This is a genomic window from Arthrobacter sp. CAN_A2, assembly GCF_015752045.1.
In the GTDB taxonomy this organism is placed as follows: domain Bacteria; phylum Actinomycetota; class Actinomycetes; order Actinomycetales; family Micrococcaceae; genus Arthrobacter_D.
Window position 1 is genome coordinate 43,891 of sequence record NZ_JADOUS010000004.1, and the last position, 18,397, is coordinate 62,287.

Consider the following 18,397-nt stretch of genomic DNA (forward strand, 5'->3'; position numbering starts at 1 on the left):
TGTACGAATCGGTAACGGGTGCACGCGCGTCCTGCCATCCAGAGGAGGACCGCATGCCGATCATGCCCGAGCCGGGCGCCCCCCGTGTCCGGCGGCCGCGCTCCGAGACGGGCCTTCCGTGGAGGGGCCCCGGGCCGATGGCCGCCCGTCCGGCCCGCACCGCCTTCCCCAATCCGGCGCGCCGTGGCCTGTCGGTCGGCGTGGACATCGGCGGCACCAAGATCGCGGCCGGCGTGGTGGACGTCCACGGCCGGATCCTCGCCGAGGCGCGCAGGCCGACGCCGGGCCAGGACGCACGCGCCGTGGAGGCGACCGTCACCGAGCTCGTCCGCGAACTGTCGCGGGACTACCGTGTCCGCTCGGTGGGCATCGGGGCCGCCGGGTGGATGGACCTGTCGAACAGCACAGTGCTGTTCAGCCCGCATCTTGCGTGGCGCAACGAGCCGGTGCGGCGCAACCTCGAGAGACTGCTCCGCCGGCGCGTGACGGTGGTGAACGACGCCGACGCAGCGGCCTGGGCCGAGTGGCGGTTCGGCGCGGGGCGCGGGGAGTCCCGCCTCGTTTGCGTGACCCTCGGGACCGGTATCGGAGGGGCCATGATCATGGGCGGCCGCGTCGAGCGCGGCCGGTACGGTGTCGCCGGCGAGTTCGGCCACCAGATCGTCGTCCCGCAGGGGCACCGCTGCGAATGCGGCAACCGGGGGTGCTGGGAGCAGTACGCCTCGGGCAATGCGCTGGGACGCGAGGCCCGCGAGCTTGCCGCAGCGCATTCCCCCGTGGCGCAGACCATCGTCGACGCCGCGGCGGCTGATGACGGCGCCCTCACCGGTGCCCTCGTCACCCGGCTCGCCATGGAGGGAGATCCGACGTCGCGCGAACTCGTGGACGACGTCGGCCAGTGGCTGGGACTGGGGCTCGCCAACCTGGCGGCGGCCCTCGACCCGGGGACGTTCGTGATCGGCGGCGGGCTGAGCGCGGCGGGTGACCTCCTGCTGGAGCCGGCCCGCCGTGCCTTCGGGAGGAACCTGACAGGTCGGGGCTTCCGACCCGTGGCCCGGATCGAGCGGGCCGCCCTCGGGCCGGCCGCGGGACTCATCGGAGCTGCGGACCTGTCCCGGCTGCTCTCCCGCAGCGGCACCTGAGGAGCAGCGGCACCCGAGGTCACGGGCAGCCGACAGCGGCGTCCCGCGTCATAGGCTGCCCGCGTCAGACCTCGGCGCCGTCGTCCCCGATGTCCCGGTGTTTGGGCAGCTTGGTGACCAGGTATCCGGCGCCTGCCAGGAACAGCACGAGCAGGCCGAGCGTCGCGGCCAGGGGCGCCGTCCGCCAGAACATGGCGATGAGCAGCAGCATGATCGGTCCGCCGGCCGCGCCGATCCACGCGAGGACCGTCAGCGGGTCGCCTGATCCGAGGGGTGGCGGGTCATCGGGCGTGAACCCTTCGTCCTCGTCCGGACCGTCCGGTGCAGCGTAATCGCGCGGGCCGGTCGACCGCAGGGGCTGGTTGCGGAAGATGGCGTCCGCACGCTCGCGGTTGGTGGTTCCGGCTGTGTCCCCGGGGGCGTCATCCGCATCGCGGACGACATCGCGTGCGCCGTCGCCGCGCCCGCGCGAGGGTGCCGGCTCCTGGCCCACCGGATCGTCCGTCCGGGGGGCGGGGGCTCCGTCGATCCGGGCGCGGCCGGGCGCGGCGGGGGAGTCGGGATCGGTGGACGTCCCTTCCAGCCGCGCCACGAGATCCTGCCAGACGGCGTCATCCGTGGATTCGTTCGGTTCCTGACCTCGGGGGCCCATACTTTGCTACCTGCCGTCGCGTGCTGCGGCCAGGGTTCGGAGGATCTCCGCCCGGCATTTTCTGACATCAGTGGGCGTGCTCGTTCAATCGTGGACACCGCGCGGCGCTACGTCAACCGATCGCCAGCGTGTCGGTATTCCTCGGCGGTGGTGACCGTGGCGACGCAGTCGGTCGCGCCAACACCCTTAGAGTAGGCTTCCACATGGAAAAGCGGGCGGCATCGCCGAGTGCCGCACCGTCCATGCAGGGAGGCTGGCAGCGTGTTCTATTGGGTGATGAAGCGGATCATCGTCGGTCCGATCCTCAACCTCCTCTTCCGGCCGTGGGTCAAGGGACTCGACAACGTCCCGGCCTCCGGCCCTGCCGTGATCGTCAGCAACCACCTGTCGTTCTCCGATTCGATCTTCCTGCCGATCGTCGTTCCCCGGAAAGTCGTGTTCCTCGCGAAATCCGAGTACTTCACGGGCAAGAGCCTCAAGGGACGGCTGACCGCGCTCTTCTTCCGCCTGTCCAACCAGCTGCCCATGGATCGTTCCGGCGGGGCGGCGTCGTCCTCGTCGCTGAGCGCCGGGATGGACATCCTCAACGACGGCGGCGTCCTCGGCATCTACCCGGAGGGCACGCGCAGCCCCGACGGCCGCCTCTACCGTGGCAAGACGGGCGTGGCGAAGCTGGTCCTCGCCACGGGCGTCCCGGTGATCCCGGTGGCGATGATCGGCACGGACAAGGTGCAGCCCATCGGCCGCCGCATCCCCAACATCCGCCGGGTCGGCATCATCATCGGCGAGCCGCTCGACTTCACCCGGTACGAGGGGCTCGAGGACGATCGCTTCGTCCAGCGGTCCGTCACCGACGAGATCATGTACGAACTGATGCGCCTCTCCGGGCAGGAGTACGTCGACGCGTACGCCAGTACGGTCAAGGAGCGCCTCGCCGCGGAGAAAGCCGCCGGCCGGAAGGCGCCCAGGCCCGGCGCCGACACGCGGAGGGCCGCCGTCAGGATCTCGAACGACGCCGCCACCCCCGCGCCGGGCGCCGTCACCGAGATCGGCCGCACGCCGTCGGACGAGCAGCGCACGGCCGGCGAGGGCCAGGACACCACGGGCGACGGCACCACCGGTCCCGCGTAGGGCCTGCCCGCTGGAGGGAGGGCGTCCCCGCCCGCGGAGGTGTCGCTCTATGACATCGCGCCAGGCGGCCATGACGGGCCGAATCGGGACGGCACCGCCCAGCCGGTAGAATTCGGGTGTGACCGACTCACTAGCTCCCGTCCTCCCGCGTGCCGCGGAATCCGCTTCGTCCACCACTGCCGGCCTCGATGCCTGGCGCTCGATGACCGCAGCGCAGCAGCCCTCGTGGCAGGATCCCGGAGTCTATTCGGCGTCGGTCAAAGAACTCTCGAGCCTCCCGCCCCTCGTCTTCGCCGGAGAGGTCGACGTCCTGCGCGAGCGGCTCGCCGCGGCCGCCCAGGGCAAGGCGTTCCTGCTCCAGGGCGGGGACTGCGCGGAGACATTCGACGGTGCGACGGCGGACAAGATCAGTGCCCGTGTCCGCACGATCCTGCAGATGGCCGTCGTCCTGACCTACGGCGCCTCCCTGCCCGTCATCAAGATGGGGCGCATGGCCGGCCAGTTCGCCAAGCCACGTTCCTCCAACGACGAGACGCGCGACGGCATCACCCTGCCGGCCTACCGGGGGGACATGGTCAACGGCTACGACTTCAGCCCGGAGAGCCGCGGGCACGACGCCTCCCGGATGGTCAAGGCGTACCACACGTCGGCCTCGACGCTGAACCTGATCCGCGCGTTCACGCAGGGGGGATTCGCTGACCTTCGGCTGGTCCACCACTGGAACAAGGGCTTCATGGCCAACCCGGCGCACTCCCGCTACGAATCGCTCGCCGGGGAGATCGACCGCGCCGTCCGCTTCATGGACGCCTGCGGAACGGACTTCGAAGCGCTCAAGCGCGTCGAGTTCTTCGCCAGCCACGAAGCCCTGCTCCTCGACTACGAACGCGCGCTGACCCGGATCGACTCCCGCACCTCGCTCCCGTACGACACCTCCGCGCACTTCCTGTGGATCGGGGAGCGCACCCGCGAGATCGACGGCGCGCACGTGGACTTCCTGTCCCGGGTACGGAACCCGATCGGCGTCAAGCTCGGCCCGTCGACGTCGGGGGATGACGCCCTGGCGCTCATCGACAAGCTGGACCCGAACCGCGAGCCCGGCAGGCTCACGTTCATCACGCGCATGGGCGCGAAGAACATCCGCGAGAAGCTGCCGACGCTCGTGGAGCGCGTCACGGCGTCGGGTGCGCAGGTCCTCTGGGTGACGGATCCGATGCACGGCAACACGGTGACCTCCCCCAACGGCTACAAGACCCGCAACTTCGACGACGTCATCGACGAGGTGCGCGGGTTCTTCGAGGTGCACAACTCCCTCGGGACGTTCCCGGGCGGGCTGCACGTCGAGATGACCGGGGACGACGTCGCCGAGTGCCTCGGTGGCGCCGATCCGGTCGACCAGGAGGCGTTCCTGGAGCGGTACGAGTCCGTGTGCGATCCCCGCCTGAACCACATGCAGTCGCTCGAGATGGCGTTCCTCGTCGCGGGCGCGCTATCGAAGAGCTGAACACCCGACGGCGCATGTCGGCGCTGATTATGTCCGAAGGCGGTCACCCCGGTGGCCGCCTTCGGCGTTCCGGGGAAGCCGGGCCTCAGGTGACGGTGATGCGGATGACGGTCCCCTCGGGCTGTTCGCCCGCCGGACTCTGCCCGGCGACGAGTCCGAGGACCGCGCTGCCGAAGGTGTAGTCGACCTGCACCTCGAAGCCGGCCGCCTCCAGGACGTCGACGGCGCGCTCCTCGGACAGCGAGAAGACGCTGGGGACCTCCACCAGGCGCGGGCCGCGGGAGAGCGTGAGCGTGACGCCGGTCCCGCGCTGGACGTCCGAGCCGGAAGGGCTCTGGCCGACGACGGCACCGGCCGGCACCGTCCGGCTGTACTCGCGGGCGTCTCCCACCACGGGCACGAGACCCGCCTCCTCGAGCGCGTCCACGGCGTCCTGCTCGGGGAGCCCGACGACGTCGGGGACGGCGATCGGCGCCGGACCGAGTGACACCACGAGATCCACGACGGACCCGCGGCGGCGCTCGGCGCCCTGCTCCGGGTCCTGCCGCAGGATGCCGCCGGCCGGCACGCTCTCGCTGTACTCCTCGTCCAGTGCGCCGACGGCGAGTCCTGCGGCCCCGAGCTCAGCGGCGGCCTCGACCTGGGTCCGTCCGGTGAGGTCCGGTACGGCGAACAGCTCCGGCCCCCTGGAGACGAGGAGGTCGACTCTTTCGAAGCGCCGGACCTCCGTGTTCGCTGCCGGGTCCGTGCCGATCACCAGGCCGGGGAGGACCTCCTCGTCGAAGGCCTCCTCCGTGGACACGGAGCCGAGTCCCTGTTCCTCGAGGACGGCACGCGCCTCGCCGAGGGGGACGTTCGCGACGTCGGGGAGGGTGACCACTCCGGCCGGCCCGGCCCCGAAGACCCAGCCCAGCCCTGCGACCAGGCCGGCGAGGACGATCAGCAGGGCCACGAGCAGCCGCACCGAGCGGCGCCCGGCCCGCCCGCGCAGCGCCTTCTGCGGGCGCTGGGCCTCCCTCGCCTGTTGCCGCTTCGACAGCGGGCGGACCGTGCTTCCTCCGGTACGTCCGGGGGCGGCCGTGCTGCCCGGGCGCTGCTGCTCCCCGGAAGGAGCCGGCAGGCCAGACGACGGCGGGACGGCGGGCATCGCCCCGATCACGCGGGTCGCGTTGCGGTCCCTGCCGATGACGCTCGTGGGATTCTCCTCGCGCGCCGCGCCCGGTAGGACCTCCGTCCGACCGGAGGTCCCCGCGGCGTCGCCGGAACCCGCCGCCCGGGCCGGGCGTGACAGCGCCACGGTCCGGGCGCCGTCGTCCGGGAGCCGCGGAACGACGGCGACGGTGAGCTGATCCTGCTGCGGGACGACGTCGGGTGCGTCGTCGGGCGCGAAGTCCAGCTCCTCGTCGGTGAGCGTCTCGCGGATGTGCCGGAGCTCGCCGAGGAGCGCGGACCCGTCCACCGGGCGGTCCTCGGGATCCCTGGAGGTGCACCACTGCACCAGTTCGTCGATGTCCGGGGCGAGGCCGGGAAGGAGCTCGGAGGGCGCGGGCACGTCCGCCTGCGCGTGCTGGATGGCGACCTGGATGGGCGTGTCGCCCGTGAAGGGCTGCTGCCCGGTGAGGAGCTCGAAGAGCATGATGCCCGTCGAGTAGATGTCGCTCTGCGCTTCGGCGGGCCGGCCGAGCACGAGCTCGGGGGAGAGATAGGCGACCGTCCCCACGAGGGTCGCGGTGCCCGTGGTCGCGGACACCGCGCGGGCGAGCCCGAAGTCGGCGATCTTCACCTGGCCCGTGTCGGAGAGGAGGACGTTCTCCGGCTTCACGTCACGGTGGATGAGTCCTGCCTCATGGGCGGCCGCCAGCCCCTCGACGACGGCATCCAGCAGGTCGAGCGCATGGCGGGGTGTGAGCCGGCCGTGGTCGCGCAGGACGTCGCGCAGGGTCCTGCCCCGGACGAACTCCATGACGAGGTAGGCGACCGGCTGCCCGTCGACGTCGTCCACGCCCTGGTCGAGGACGCCGACCACGTGCGGGTGGGACAGCCGTGCCGCCGATTTCGCCTCCTGCTCGAAGCGGTCGATGAAGCCGGGCTCCTCGGCCAGGTGCGGGTACAGCACCTTGAGCGCCACGCGCCGATCCAGGCGGCGGTCGGTGGCGAGGTAGACGGTGGACATGCCCCCGCGGGCCAACCGCGACTGGACCACATAGCGCCCGTCGACCGTTGCTCCTTCGAGGGGGTCCTTCCGTTGCTGGTGCACCCTTCGATACTAAACGGGAGCAGCGAAAAGGGGGTGGGACCACACGCGGTCCCACCCCCTCACCGGCACCGGGCCGGGCCCGCCCTACCGGAAGTTCTTCTGGTGGGCCTTGATCGAGGCGACGTACTGCTTGGTGTCCGCGAACATGCCCCGGGTCTGCACGGAGTACTGGCCCTGGTAGTAGGACGCGATGGCGATATCCATCGACGGACTGGTGCGGACGAGCGAGCGGATGATCGCGACGCCGGCCGTGGCGTTGTCGTACGGATCCAGGAGGTTGAGCTTGCGCCCGACGAGGTCGCTCGCCCACTGGCCGGACGAGGGGATGACCTGCATGGTGCCGATGGCGTTCGCCGGCGAGACCGCGCGCTGGTTGAAGCCCGATTCCTGGTGGGCGAATGCCAGGGCGAGGCTCGGGTCGACGCCCATGGAGCGTGCTGTGTCGGCGACGATCTTCCTCATCTCGGCCTGCGACGGCGCAGGAAGCGCGTTGAGCAGCGCCTTGTTCGCGTTGGCGTCCGCCACCACCCGGTCCGGGTACGTGTAACCGAGGAACGACGAGGGCACGAGATCGGTCGGCGCGGGGGCCGGGGCGGGTGCGGGAGTGGCGCCCTTGCCCGGGATGGTGAGCTTCTGGCCCGGGTAGATGACCGTCGTCATGCTCATGCGGTTGGCGGTGAGCAGGCTGGAGAGCCCGACCCCGTTCCGGGAGGCGATGGCCCCCAGCGTGTCGCCCGACTTCACGACATAGGACCCGGAGGTGGGTGCGGGGGCCGGGGCAGGCGCCTGCGTCTTCGGGGGGGTCGACTGCGGCGTGAGGGAACCGGTGAGCTTCAGCTTCTGGCCCGGGTAGATGATCGACGACCTCGAGAGGCCGTTCGCCGTCAGCAGCGAGTCCAGGGCGACGCCGCTGCGCGAGGCGATGGCGCCGAGCGTGTCGCCGGACTTCACGACGTACGTACCACCCGACGGTGCCGGCGCGGGCGCCGGCTTGACGGGGGCGGGTGCCGGCGTGGAAGCGGGGGCCTTACCGCCGAGGTCGAGCTTCTGACCGGGGTAGATGATCGAGTTCATCGAGAGCCTGTTGGCCGTGAGGACGCTCTGCAGGCTCACGCCATGGCGGGAGGCGATGGCGCCCAGCGTGTCGCCGGGCTTGACGACGTAGGTCGATCCCGCTGTCGGGGCGGGCGCTGCCGGGCGGGCGGGCTTCGCTACCGGCGCGGGACCCCCGGTGAGCTTGATCTTCTGTCCGGGGTAGATGATGGTGCGCGCGGTCATGCCGTTACGTGTGAGGACGGAGTCGGTGGACAGTCCGTACCGCCTGGCGATCGCCCCGATCGTGTCACCGGGCTTCACGGTGTGGGTGCTGGGCACCGTCTGCGTGACGACCGCGACCTTCTGTGCCGGGATCTGCGCGGCGACGAGCGTGGCGGGCACCACGGCCCGCGAGGGAAGGGGGGTTGCTGCCGCTCCGAGGTGCCGGGCGACCGAGGCCTGCGCGGCGGGAGCGGCCGTCGCCGGCTGGGCCAGGGCTACGGAGGAGAAGATCACCGCGGGCAGGGCAGCGGTGGTCACGGCGACGTTCAGGCCGCGCCGGCGTGCGCCGTCGGCCTTCCTGCGGGCGCCGTTCAGCGGTGCGTTCGATCGCTGGGCTGTCATGTTTCGTTCCTCGTCTGTTGGCGGGTGAGTCCGCGCGGACGCATGCTCCCGGGGTGACTCTTCCTGTCCGGGGGCCATGCAGGTGCTCGTGATGCTGATGTTTCACGTGTTGATAGTGTGACTTGTGTGACTTAAGTGAATCTACACGATGGGTTCGCTAGCACAAGGGAGTGAAAATGCAGGGAATCGTCAAGATCGGCGTGTCCCTCCCGGTGCATCTTGAGGAGTCCTTGCCGAAAAGGCGGCCGAGTGGAGTTGGGTGCGGGAGCATGGCACCCTTGGACGGTGACTGAACTCGAACAACTCGTTCCCGCCTGGCTCAATCTCCCCGAGGTGGCCGAAGCACTCGATCTGCCCATCACCCGCGTGCACTCGCTCGTCACCGAACGATCACTCGTGAGCGTGCGGATCGGTGAGCGCAACATCCGCAGCGTGCCGGCGGATTTCCTGGTCGACGGGGCGATCCTCGACAGCCTCAAGGGCACCGTGGTGGTCCTCGCGGACAGCGGCTACGGCGACGAGGACATTATCCGGTGGCTGTATACCGAGGACGAGTCCCTGCCGGGTCGGCCCATCGACGCCCTGCGGGAGGGTCGGAAGACGGAGATCCGCCGGCGCGCGCAGGCAGCCGCCTGGTAGGAACACCCTTCCCGCTCAGGATTGTCCGGGGCGGACAGGGTGCGGGGTGCGGGACCGTCAGGCGGTCCGGGTGACCGCCGCGTCCGCGAGCAGTCGCAGCGCCCGCAGCGAGACGGGGTCCACCGCGAGGTCTCCGAGCGCTACGAAGGCCTCCTCCGATTTCCGCCCGATGAGCTGCTCCGTATGCGCCAGCGCTCCGCTGTCCACGATCAGCGCCCGCAGCGTGTCGATGGCATCCGCGTCGAGCGAGGTGTCGCCGAGCATCGCGTTGATCCGGGTGCGCCCGGCCTCGGTGCTGGAGCCGAGCGCACGCGCGATCAGGAAGGTCCGCTTCCCCTCGCGCAGGTCGTCTCCGGCGGGTTTGCCCGTCACGGACGGATCACCGAAGACACCGAGGACGTCGTCGCGCAGCTGGAACGCCTCGCCCAGGGGGAGCGAGAACGCCGAGTAGGCGGCGAGCAGTGCGTCGTCCGCGCCGGCGAGGGCTCCGCCGAGCATGAGGGGCCGCTCCATCGAGTACTTCGCGGACTTGAAGCGGAGGATGTTGAGGGCCCGCTCCTCGGCGACCGCCGGGGTCTGGTCCGGGCCGACGGCCTCTTCCAGCAAGTCCAGGTACTGGCCTGCCATCACCTCCGTGCGCATGCGGTTGAAGATCGTGCGCGCCGCGTACCCGGCGTCACCCGTGACGCCGGAGCAGCAGCCCGTGAAGAGCTCCTCGCTGAAGGCGAGGCAGAGGTCGCCGGCCAGGATGGCGGCTGCGACCCCGAACCGCTCGGCGTCGAGGTGCCATCCCGCGTCGGTGTGCCGGGCCGTGAATTGCCGGTGGACACTCGGGCGCCCGCGTCGGGTGTCGGACCGGTCGATGATGTCGTCGTGGATCAGGGCGGCGGCCTGGAAGAACTCGAGGGCCGTGCCTGCCGTCACCGGAGCGGACGCCTGCGGCGATCCACCCGCCGCCCGCCAGCCCCAGTAACACAGCAGCGCCCGCATCCTCTTCCCGCCGCTCGTCAAGGTGGCGATGCTCGAGATCAGTGGAAGCGCCTCGTCGGAGATGGACCCCAGCACGGTGCGCTGCTCGGCGAGGAAGTCCTCGATGGTCCGGGTGAGGGAGGATCGGAACCGTTCCTGCTCCACGGTGATGGCGTCGGGAGCGGGACCGCCCTGGTCGGGGATGGCAGGTGCGGACAGCATGAATCTCCCGTGCAGCTCGTCTTTCGGTGGTGCCTCCACTCTAACGGGCGCCCCGCCCGGTCCTGCCGGGGCGGCGGTGGTCGCTGGCGGTCGGCGACGGGGGATCGCGCCGGGAACCCCTGTGCGCCCCACACGGTGTCGGTGCCGGTGCGTACGATGAAAGCGTGCCAAAGGACGCGGGACAGGAAGCTGTCGAGTATGCGGAGTGCCACATCCTGCATATCGACATGGATGCCTTCTACGTCTCCGTGGAACTGCTCGACCACCCGCACCTGCGCGGCGTGCCGGTGGTCGTCGGTTCCCCGTCCGGACGGTCGGTGGTCCTGTCCGCCTCCTACGAGGCCCGCCGGTACGGCGTGCGGTCGGCGATGCCGATGGCGGTCGCGATGCGGCAGTGCCCCACCGCGGTCATCCTCCCTCCGCACCACGGGCGGTACTCGGAGGTCTCGGGGCAGGTGATGAGGATCTTCCGCTCGGTCACGCCGGAGGTCGAGCAGCTGAGCGTGGACGAGGCCTTCCTCGACGTCGCCGGCTCCCTCCGGAGGCTGGGCAGCCCGCGCGAGATCGGGGAGCAGGTCCGCGCCGAGATCCACTCGACGCTGGGCATCACCGCGAGCGTCGGCGCCGCCACGACGAAATTCGTGGCGAAGATCGCCTCCACGAGGGCCAAGCCGGACGGGCTCCTGCTCATCCCCGGGGACCGGACGGTGGCGTACCTCCACACACTGCCCGTGTCCGCGCTCTGGGGCGTGGGGGCCAAGACGCAGGACGTGCTGGCCCGCATCGGCATCCGCACGGTGGAGGATGTCGCCCACACCCCGGTGACCACACTCCGACGGCTGCTCGGTGCCTCCGGCGAGCACGTACACCACCTCGCCTGGGGCCGCGACCCCCGGCGGGTCGTGGTCTCACGCCCCGAGAAGAGCATCGGCGCGGAGGAGACGTTCTCCCGCGACGTCGAGGACTCGGACGTCCTCCGTCGCGAGCTGCTGAGGCTCGCCCACCGCACGGCGACGAGGTTGCGGGCGTCCGGCCACCGCGCCGGGGGAGTGGCGCTCAAGCTCCGCTACGCGGATTTCTCGACCCTCACGCGATCCAGGAAGCTCGACGAGCCCGTGGACAACGCGAACGCGCTCTACCGGGCCGCCACGGCCCTGCTCGCCGGCCTCGGCGACAGGCCCATGGCGGTGCGGCTGATCGGCCTCCGGGCCGAGTCGCTCGAGACCGGAGGTGACGGCTCCACCCAGTTGACGATCGACCGGCAGGACGACAACTGGAGGCTCGCCGAACGGGCCCTCGACGACGTGAACCGGAAGTTCGGGGAGGCGGGCGTCGTCCCGGCGGGCCTTCTCGCCCGGGCGCGCCCGCGAGTATCCCTCGACGGGCCCGGTGACGGGCTGCCGGCGGACGCCGACGACGACGGCACCAGGGCGTCGAGGAAGGACCGCGGCGGCGGCCGGGCACAGCGACCCGGTCACCCTGGAGCGTCGTCGCGGGGACCGGCGCAGAGCGATCCGGATCCGCACCGTTGAGCGCCGCGAGGGGCCCTTATCATCCAGAAGAGGTGGCTCCGAACACCGCATTGTGACTTTGCGCCGACGCAGTAGCACACTAGTCTTTAACTCGGTAGTCCAACTGCCGGTCATGACGCAAATCCACCACCCGGAACCTGCGGTCCCGGACCCCTTCATCGGGAACCGGGGCAGCGTCAGGAGCGTTGGTTGGGTGGAGGAACGTTGGTACCCACATCAAGGAGGCGGTCATGGCACTCTCGGAACACGAGCAGAGGTTGCTTGATCAGCTTGAACAGCAGTTGCACGCCGACGATCCCAAGTTCGCGCACTCCATGGCCTCGGACAGTCGTAAGTCGATGTCGACCCGACGCCTGGTCATCGGGTCGCTCATCACGATCGCAGGCATCCTCGTCCTTCTGGCGGGCATCGTCTATCAGATCATCATCATCGGCGTCGTGGGCTTCCTGATCATGGGCGGTGGAGTGTACTTCGCCACGACGAAGTCGAAGCAGGTCGATGCCGGCCAGCCACTCGGCAAACCGTCCAAGACGCCGACCGGAGGCAAGAGCGGTTTCATGTCCAGCCTGGAAGACAAATGGGACGAACGGAAGCGCGACCAGACATAGAAGTCAGGATCGCCCCGACCGCATCGACGAAGGACCCGCCCCGGCGGGTCCTTCGTCGTTTAAGGCCATGACGGGGTGCCGGCAGATCCTCGCATCGGTGACGCCCTCCACTTCGCTCCCCGCGGGGGCCCCGCACGCCGTCGCGCCGTCGTCCCCGCCACGGACCGCGACACGCGCCGGGGAAAAGGGGCGCGGCGCGCCCCGAAGACGTTGACCGGGGAGACTTGTGGAGTAAAGTGGGGAATATAAGAGCAAAGCGGCACCAAGCTGGGCTTGGCGGACTCAGAACAGGCGGTCAGGGATGTTCCTCGGAACCCATAGCCCCCGCCTGGACGAGAAAGGCAGGCTCATTCTCCCTGCAAAGTTCCGCGAGGAACTGAGTGAAGGGCTGGTCCTCACGAGGGGTCAGGAACGGTGCATCTACGTCTTCAGCATGAGTGAATTCGAAAGGGTTCACGAACAGATGCGCACGGCTCCCATCTCGTCACGCCAGGCGAGGGACTACAACCGCATCTTCCTGTCGGGCGCTTCGGACGAGGTACCCGACAAGCAGGGCAGGATCACCATCCCGCCCGCGCTGAGGGCCTACGCGGGACTCGACCGGGACCTCGCGGTCATCGGGGCAGGAAGCCGTGCGGAGATCTGGGCTGCAGACGCCTGGGACTCCTACCTCATGGAGAAGGAGACGGCTTTCTCCGAGACGGACGAGGATGCCTTCCCGGGCATCATCTGAACAGCAGCAGGACCAGCACACAGCACGACGGCGCAGGTGGGAACGTCCCTTGGATGAGATCTCCAGCCGCCGGATTCGGTACGCCTCCTGGCTCCACTTCCCCGGAGCCAGGCGACGACCCTCCGGCCGGATGGGGGTCTGATCCAAAAGGCCGCACTCCCTACGTGCCTGCAGTGGGACCCGAGACGAGTACGAACTGCAGGAGGGGGAGAGCGGATGACCGGTGACCGGCCGACGGGGGAGCGCCATGTCCCCGTCCTCCGCGAGCGCTGCGTCTCCCTCATCGCCCCCTCCGTCGCTGCCGCGGAAGCCGCCGGTCGGCGCGCGGTCGTCGTCGACGCCACGCTCGGCATGGGGGGCCACTCCGAGACCATGCTCCAGCGCTTCCCCGAGGCGCACCTCGTCGGGATCGACCGCGACACCGAGGCGCTCGGCCTCGCCGGCGAACGGCTCGCCCCCTACGCCGGCCGCACCGACCTGGTCCACGCCGTCTACGACGAACTGCCTGAGGTGCTCGAAGACCTGGGCATCGACGGCGTCGACGCCGTCCTCTTCGACCTCGGGGTCTCCTCCCTGCAGCTCGACGAGCGCGATCGGGGGTTCGCCTATTCCTACGACGCGCCCCTCGACATGCGCATGGACACGAGCCGGGGGATCACGGCGGCCGAGGTGGTCAACACCTACGGCGCGGACGACCTCCTCCGCATCATCCGCACGTGGGGCGAGGAGAAGTTCGCCGGGCGGATCGCCTCGGCGATCGTGCGGGCGAGGGAGACAGATCCGTTCCGGACCACGTCCCAGCTCGTGGACGTCATCCGCGGCGTCGTACCCGCCGCGGCGGCCCGCACCGGGGGCCACCCCGCCAAGCGGACCTTCCAGGCGCTGCGCATCGAGGTCAACGAGGAACTCACCGTCCTCGAGCGGGCCGTCCCCGCGGCCATCGGATCCCTCCTGGTCGGCGGCCGCGTCGTCGCGATGTCCTACCACTCCCTGGAGGACCGCATCGTGAAGAAGGCCTTCACCGCGGGAACGAAGTCCTCAGCGCCCGTCGGATTCCCCGTGGAACTCGAGGAGCACAAGCCCTACCTCCGATCGCTCACCCGCGGCACCGAAGCGCCCACCGCGGCGGAGATCGAGGAGAACCCGCGTGCGGCCTCGGCCAAGCTGCGGGCAGTTGAACGAATCAAAGCCGGACCCGTCGACAGGAAAACCATATGAGCCAGGCACTGACCGTGGAGAAGCGATACAGCGCCGCGGCCTTCTCCGGGAACGGCGCTCTCGCGCTCGCCCCGGGTCGGCTGACCGGACCGTCCACCGAGGGCATCGGCACCACGAGGACCCGGACGCCGCTGTCCGTGGTCCCGGCGCGGCCGGCCCGGCGCAAAGTGCCCTTCGCCGTCTTCAGCCTGCTCGTGCTCGCCGCGGCGCTTGCTGCGGTGCTCATGCTCAACATCTCCGTCTCGGGCACCCAGTACGAACTCGTGCAGCTGCGGAACCAGCAGACGGCCCTGAGCCAGGAGAACGAGGCGCTCGTACTCGCCATCGAAGCGCGGGAGGCGCCCCAGAACCTGGCCGCAGCAGCGACGAAACTCGGCATGGTGTCCTCCCCGACGTTCGGGACCATTGAGCTAGATTCGAAGAAGGTGACCGGCACGCCGGAACCTGCGACGGAGGGTCCCAAGCCCGAGGTCCTCATCGCTGCGCCGAACCTCGGCACGAACCCGGCCTCGAACGCGGCCGGGGACGCAGGATCGGGGACGATCCCCGGTCCCGAACAGGCGGAATCCGACCAGTAGCAGGCATGGCTCCAGCACCTCCGCACCAGACGTACTGATCGACAAGGACCCTTCGTGACCCCTGCACGCCTCGGCAGCCCCGACAGCCTCCGCCTGGCCCTGGGCTCCAGGCGGCTCCGCGTGGGGCTCGCCTTCGTCCTCGTCCTCCTGATGGTCCTCGGCGTGCGCCTCTTCCAGCTGCAGGCCCTCGATCTCAACGGCATGGCACAGGTGGGCCTGTCCAAGCGGCTGACCACTACCGCCGTCCAGCCCGTCCGCGGATCGATCGTGGACACGAACGGCAAGTACTTCGCACGGAGTGTCGAGCGCTACGACCTCGTGGTCGACCAGCGCCTGAGCGACGTCGAGGAGTTCCGCCGTTACAACGAGGAGCTGGAGGAATGGGAGGTCATCCCCATCGACCAGGCGCTCTCGGAACTCTCCGCGGTCATCGGCGTCGAGGCGGCGACACTCACGGGGGCCGTCCTCGGCGACAAGAGCTTCAACTACATCCTCAAATCGGTGACACCCGAGGTCAAGAACAGGGCTCTCGCCGTCAAGATCCCCGGCGTCTACGCCGACGAGACGAGTGTCCGGACCTACCCGGCGGGCGCCGTCGGCGGGTCGATCGTCGGCTTCGTGTCCGAGAACGGTGACCCGCAGGAAGGCCTCGAGTACTCGCTCAACGACGCACTCGAGGGGACCGCGGGCAGCAGGACCTTCGAGATCGGCGGCGACGGCATCCGGATCCCGTACGCCACGAACGAGGACGTCCCGGCGGTCGACGGCCAGAATGTGCGGCTCACCATCGACCAGGACCTGCAGTGGTTCGCGCAGCAGACGATCGCGTCGCAGGTGGAGGAGTACGACGCCGAATGGGGGAACATCGTCGTCGTCGAGACAGCCACCGGCGCCATCCGTGCGATGGCCGAGTCCACGACACCCGATCCCAACGACCCGACGGCGACGCCGGCCGAGCAGCGCCGACCCAACTCCGTCAGCGCCTCCTTCGAACCCGGCTCCACGACCAAGGTCATCACGATGGCCGCCGCGCTGGAGCAGGGACTCATCGAGCCGACCTCCAGGTTCACCCTCGACAACCGCTACACCGTGGACAACCAGACCTTCAAGGACGCCTGGGAGCACGGCACCGAGAAGCGCACCGCCGCGGGCATCCTGGCGAAGTCGATGAACACCGGGACCGTGCAGGTGGGCCAGAAGCTGACCAACCAGGAGCGGTACGACTGGCTGAAGAAGTTCGGCATCGGCGAGCCGCTCGGAACCGGGCTGAACGAGGAGAACCAGGGACTGCTGACGACGCCCGACAAGTGGGACGAGCGCCAGCAGTACACCGTCCTGTTCGGCCAGGGCCTCGCGCAGACTGCGCTGCACACCGCCATGGTGTACCAGACGATCGCCAATGACGGCGTGCGCCTGCAGCCCCGGCTGATCGACGCGTACATCGACCCGGATGGCACCGAGCACACCGTCCCCCAGGCGGAGGGCATCGAGGTGGTGTCCCCCGAGACGGCCGCGAAGACGCGGAAGATGCTCGAGACGGTGACCGTGGAAGGCTCGGGCAAGACCGGGCAACTCGACCAATACCGCGTGGGATCGAAGACGGGAACCGCCGAGGCTCCCAGCCCTACCGGCGGCTACGATGGCTACACCCTGTCCTACGCCGGGATCGCACCGATCGAGGACCCCAAGTACGTGGTCGTCGTCACGCTCCAGCGCCCGCAGGGTGACCTGTACTACCTCGTCCCGGGATGGTCGTTCCAGAAGGTGATGAAGCAGGTCCTCAATTCGAACAACGTCCCGGCGTCCACGACGAAGCCGGACATCTATCCGGTCAAGTACTGACCCCGGAGGCCGGAGCATCGTGCAATCGAACATCTCGCAGGGAGGCGGCGCCTCCTTGATGCGACCGCGTGCCCCGCACGCGGTCGCCCTGTCCGCCGCCCTGGCCGCGATCGGACCATTGGCCGGACCGGCTGGACCGGCTGGACCGGCTGGACCGGCTGGACCGGCTGGACCGGCTGGATCGGCCGGACCAGCGGGACTCCCCGTGGTCACGGGCCTCACCCTCGATTCGCGGTCCGTGCTTCCCGGGGACGTCTATGCGGCCGTTCCCGGAGCCACCCGTCACGGGGCGGACTTCACCGAGCAGGCCGTCCGGGCGGGTGCCGTGGCCATCCTGACGGACGCGGCAGGTGCGGCGATCGTGGCCCGTGCGGCGGCCGCGTCCGGTTTCGATGCGCCTCCCGTCGTCGTGGTCCCCGACCCCCGCCGGGCTGCCGGACCGCTCGCGGGAGTGATCTTCGACAGCCAGCCGGACGCCCCCGCCGCGGGCCCCGTCCTCTTCGGGATCACGGGGACCAACGGCAAGACGACGTCGACCTACTTCCTCAATGCGCTCCTCGGTGCGCTCGGCCGGACCACGGGGCTCATCGGCACGATCGAGATCCGCGCCGGCGAGGACGCCATCCCGAGCGCGCTGACCACCCCCGAATCCCCGCAGGTCCACTCGCTGCTCGCCCTCATGCGGGAACGCGGACTCCACGCGGCCTCCATGGAGGTCTCCTCGCACGCCCTCGAGTTCGGGCGCGTCGACGGCGTCCGGTTCGACGTCGCGGGCTTCACCAACCTCACGCAGGACCACCTCGACCTGCACGGGACCATGGAGGACTACTTCGGCGTGAAGGCGACCCTCTTCACGCCGGAACGCTGCCGCCGCGCCGTCGTCCTGGTCGACGACGCCTGGGGACGTCGCCTCGCAGGAACGGCAGGCGTGCCCGTCCTCTCGCTGCGGACCGAGCAGGCCACCGGTGGCGACCCGGTGGCGGACTGGACCGTCAACACCGTCCGGCCCAGCGGCCTGGGGCACACCTTCGCCCTCGAGGGACGCGCGGGGGAGCGGCTGCGGGTCCGTACCGGCCTCCCCGGGACGTTCAACGTCTCCAACGCCGCCCTGGCCACGGTCATGGTCCTCGCCTCGGGCGTCGCCCCCGAGGACGTTCAGCGCGCACTGGACGACCACGACCCGTTCACCACCGAGGTCCCCGGACGCATGCAGCTCATCGGCGAGGAGCCTGCGGCGATCGTCGACTTCGCGCACAACCCCGACGCGCTCGAGCGGACCCTCGCCTCGGTCCGACGGCCCGGCGGCCGCGTCATCGCCGTGTTCGGAGCCACCGGGCAGCGGGACGAATCCAAGCGGCCCATCATGGGGGCCGTCGGAGCACGGCTGTCCGACATCCTCATCGTCACCGACGACGACCCCCACGACGAGGACGAGGCCGTCATCCGGCGTGCCGTCCGGGCCGGCGCCGAAGCGGCGATCCGCGCCGACGGGCTCGCGTGCGAAGTGCTGGAGGTCTTCCCCCGGGCGGCGGCGATCGAGCGCGCCGTGGCCCTCGCCCGCCCGGCCGACACCATCATCGTCGCGGGCCGCGGCCATGAGGTGTGGCAGGAGGTCAAGGGCGTCAACCTGGCGCTCGACGATCGGGAGGAACTGCGTTCCGCGTTGACAAGACATGGATTCTCTGGGCTTTCCCGCCCCGGGATAGAGTCCTGA

15 protein-coding genes are annotated in these 18,397 nt (G+C 70.0%); 11 read left to right on the forward strand and 4 right to left on the reverse strand.

From position 1 onward, the window contains the following. Positions 1 to 53: 53 nt before the first annotated feature. Positions 54 to 1,142 carry an ROK family glucokinase gene (locus tag IWX63_RS06155; RefSeq protein WP_442859104.1) on the forward strand — a complete coding sequence of 363 codons (1,089 nt, stop codon included), beginning with the start codon at positions 54 to 56 and terminating at the stop codon, positions 1,140 to 1,142. Positions 1,143 to 1,206: 64 nt separating this feature from the next. Here the strand turns inward: IWX63_RS06155 and IWX63_RS06160 are convergent, their stop codons facing one another. Further along, complete coding sequence (locus tag IWX63_RS06160; protein ID WP_199277294.1) at positions 1,207 to 1,794, reverse strand: hypothetical protein; 588 nt, start codon at positions 1,792 to 1,794, stop codon at positions 1,207 to 1,209. 261 nt (positions 1,795 to 2,055) lie between these two features. Between IWX63_RS06160 and IWX63_RS06165 the strand changes: the two genes are divergently transcribed. Continuing rightward, complete coding sequence (locus IWX63_RS06165) at positions 2,056 to 2,925, forward strand: lysophospholipid acyltransferase family protein (protein ID WP_199277295.1); 870 nt, start codon at positions 2,056 to 2,058, stop codon at positions 2,923 to 2,925. Between the two features lie 118 nt (positions 2,926 to 3,043). Continuing rightward, entirely contained in the window at positions 3,044 to 4,426 is a 1,383-nt protein-coding gene (locus IWX63_RS06170; RefSeq protein ID WP_199277296.1) for a class II 3-deoxy-7-phosphoheptulonate synthase, read from the forward strand. Between the two features lie 85 nt (positions 4,427 to 4,511). Here the strand turns inward: IWX63_RS06170 and pknB are convergent, their stop codons facing one another. Beyond that, complete coding sequence (pknB, locus tag IWX63_RS06175) at positions 4,512 to 6,683, reverse strand: Stk1 family PASTA domain-containing Ser/Thr kinase (RefSeq protein WP_334685690.1); 2,172 nt, start codon at positions 6,681 to 6,683, stop codon at positions 4,512 to 4,514. 84 nt (positions 6,684 to 6,767) lie between these two features. Then, the gene (locus IWX63_RS06180; RefSeq protein ID WP_199277297.1) at positions 6,768 to 8,342 is read right to left on the reverse strand and encodes a LysM peptidoglycan-binding domain-containing protein; all 1,575 of its coding nucleotides are present in this window, start codon (positions 8,340 to 8,342) and stop codon (positions 6,768 to 6,770) included. Positions 8,343 to 8,627: 285 nt separating this feature from the next. Here IWX63_RS06180 and IWX63_RS06185 point away from each other — a divergent pair, with 285 nt between their 5' ends. After that, positions 8,628 to 8,981 (forward strand): Rv2175c family DNA-binding protein, encoded by a 354-nt coding sequence (locus IWX63_RS06185; RefSeq protein WP_199277298.1) that lies wholly within the window; start codon positions 8,628 to 8,630, stop codon positions 8,979 to 8,981. A gap of 57 nt (positions 8,982 to 9,038) precedes the next feature. On the opposite strand, the gene IWX63_RS06190 is transcribed toward IWX63_RS06185, so the two are convergent. Next, positions 9,039 to 10,172, reverse strand: a complete 1,134-nt coding sequence (locus IWX63_RS06190) for a polyprenyl synthetase family protein (protein ID WP_199277299.1) — start codon at positions 10,170 to 10,172, stop codon at positions 9,039 to 9,041. Between the two features lie 164 nt (positions 10,173 to 10,336). On the opposite strand from IWX63_RS06190, the gene dinB reads away from it, so the two are divergent. The 7 genes from dinB (at position 10,337) to IWX63_RS06225 (ending at position 18,397) form a co-directional block, all read left to right on the forward strand. Beyond that, complete coding sequence (gene dinB, locus IWX63_RS06195; protein ID WP_334685691.1) at positions 10,337 to 11,704, forward strand: DNA polymerase IV; 1,368 nt, start codon at positions 10,337 to 10,339, stop codon at positions 11,702 to 11,704. Positions 11,705 to 11,934: 230 nt separating this feature from the next. Continuing rightward, positions 11,935 to 12,312 (forward strand): DUF3040 domain-containing protein, encoded by a 378-nt coding sequence (locus IWX63_RS06200; protein WP_199277300.1) that lies wholly within the window; start codon positions 11,935 to 11,937, stop codon positions 12,310 to 12,312. A 301-nt stretch (positions 12,313 to 12,613) separates the two neighbouring features. Next, positions 12,614 to 13,045, forward strand: a complete 432-nt coding sequence (mraZ, locus tag IWX63_RS06205; protein WP_199277301.1) for a division/cell wall cluster transcriptional repressor MraZ — start codon at positions 12,614 to 12,616, stop codon at positions 13,043 to 13,045. A 216-nt stretch (positions 13,046 to 13,261) separates the two neighbouring features. After that, positions 13,262 to 14,263, forward strand: a complete 1,002-nt coding sequence (gene rsmH, locus IWX63_RS06210) for a 16S rRNA (cytosine(1402)-N(4))-methyltransferase RsmH (RefSeq protein ID WP_199277302.1) — start codon at positions 13,262 to 13,264, stop codon at positions 14,261 to 14,263. Then, complete coding sequence (locus IWX63_RS06215) at positions 14,260 to 14,841, forward strand: hypothetical protein (protein ID WP_199277303.1); 582 nt, start codon at positions 14,260 to 14,262, stop codon at positions 14,839 to 14,841. The genes rsmH and IWX63_RS06215 overlap by 4 nt, the downstream gene beginning before the upstream one ends. 54 nt (positions 14,842 to 14,895) lie before the next feature. Then, complete coding sequence (locus IWX63_RS06220) at positions 14,896 to 16,683, forward strand: peptidoglycan D,D-transpeptidase FtsI family protein (RefSeq protein ID WP_334685692.1); 1,788 nt, start codon at positions 14,896 to 14,898, stop codon at positions 16,681 to 16,683. 58 nt (positions 16,684 to 16,741) lie between these two features. Next, the gene (locus tag IWX63_RS06225) at positions 16,742 to 18,397 is read left to right on the forward strand and encodes a UDP-N-acetylmuramoyl-L-alanyl-D-glutamate--2,6-diaminopimelate ligase (protein ID WP_199277511.1); all 1,656 of its coding nucleotides are present in this window, start codon (positions 16,742 to 16,744) and stop codon (positions 18,395 to 18,397) included.

Coding starts and splice junctions, on each gene's coding strand:
- IWX63_RS06155 (WP_442859104.1), top strand. CDS start 54: ATGCCGATCATGCCCGAGCCGGGCGCCCCCCGTGTCCGGCGGCCGCGC.
- IWX63_RS06160 (WP_199277294.1), bottom strand. CDS start 1,794: ATGGGCCCCCGAGGTCAGGAACCGAACGAATCCACGGATGACGCCGTC.
- IWX63_RS06180 (WP_199277297.1), bottom strand. CDS start 8,342: ATGACAGCCCAGCGATCGAACGCACCGCTGAACGGCGCCCGCAGGAAG.
- IWX63_RS06190 (WP_199277299.1), bottom strand. CDS start 10,172: ATGCTGTCCGCACCTGCCATCCCCGACCAGGGCGGTCCCGCTCCCGAC.
- IWX63_RS06200 (WP_199277300.1), top strand. CDS start 11,935: ATGGCACTCTCGGAACACGAGCAGAGGTTGCTTGATCAGCTTGAACAG.
- mraZ (WP_199277301.1), top strand. CDS start 12,614: ATGTTCCTCGGAACCCATAGCCCCCGCCTGGACGAGAAAGGCAGGCTC.
- rsmH (WP_199277302.1), top strand. CDS start 13,262: ATGACCGGTGACCGGCCGACGGGGGAGCGCCATGTCCCCGTCCTCCGC.
- IWX63_RS06215 (WP_199277303.1), top strand. CDS start 14,260: ATGAGCCAGGCACTGACCGTGGAGAAGCGATACAGCGCCGCGGCCTTC.
- IWX63_RS06225 (WP_199277511.1), top strand. CDS start 16,742: ATGCGACCGCGTGCCCCGCACGCGGTCGCCCTGTCCGCCGCCCTGGCC.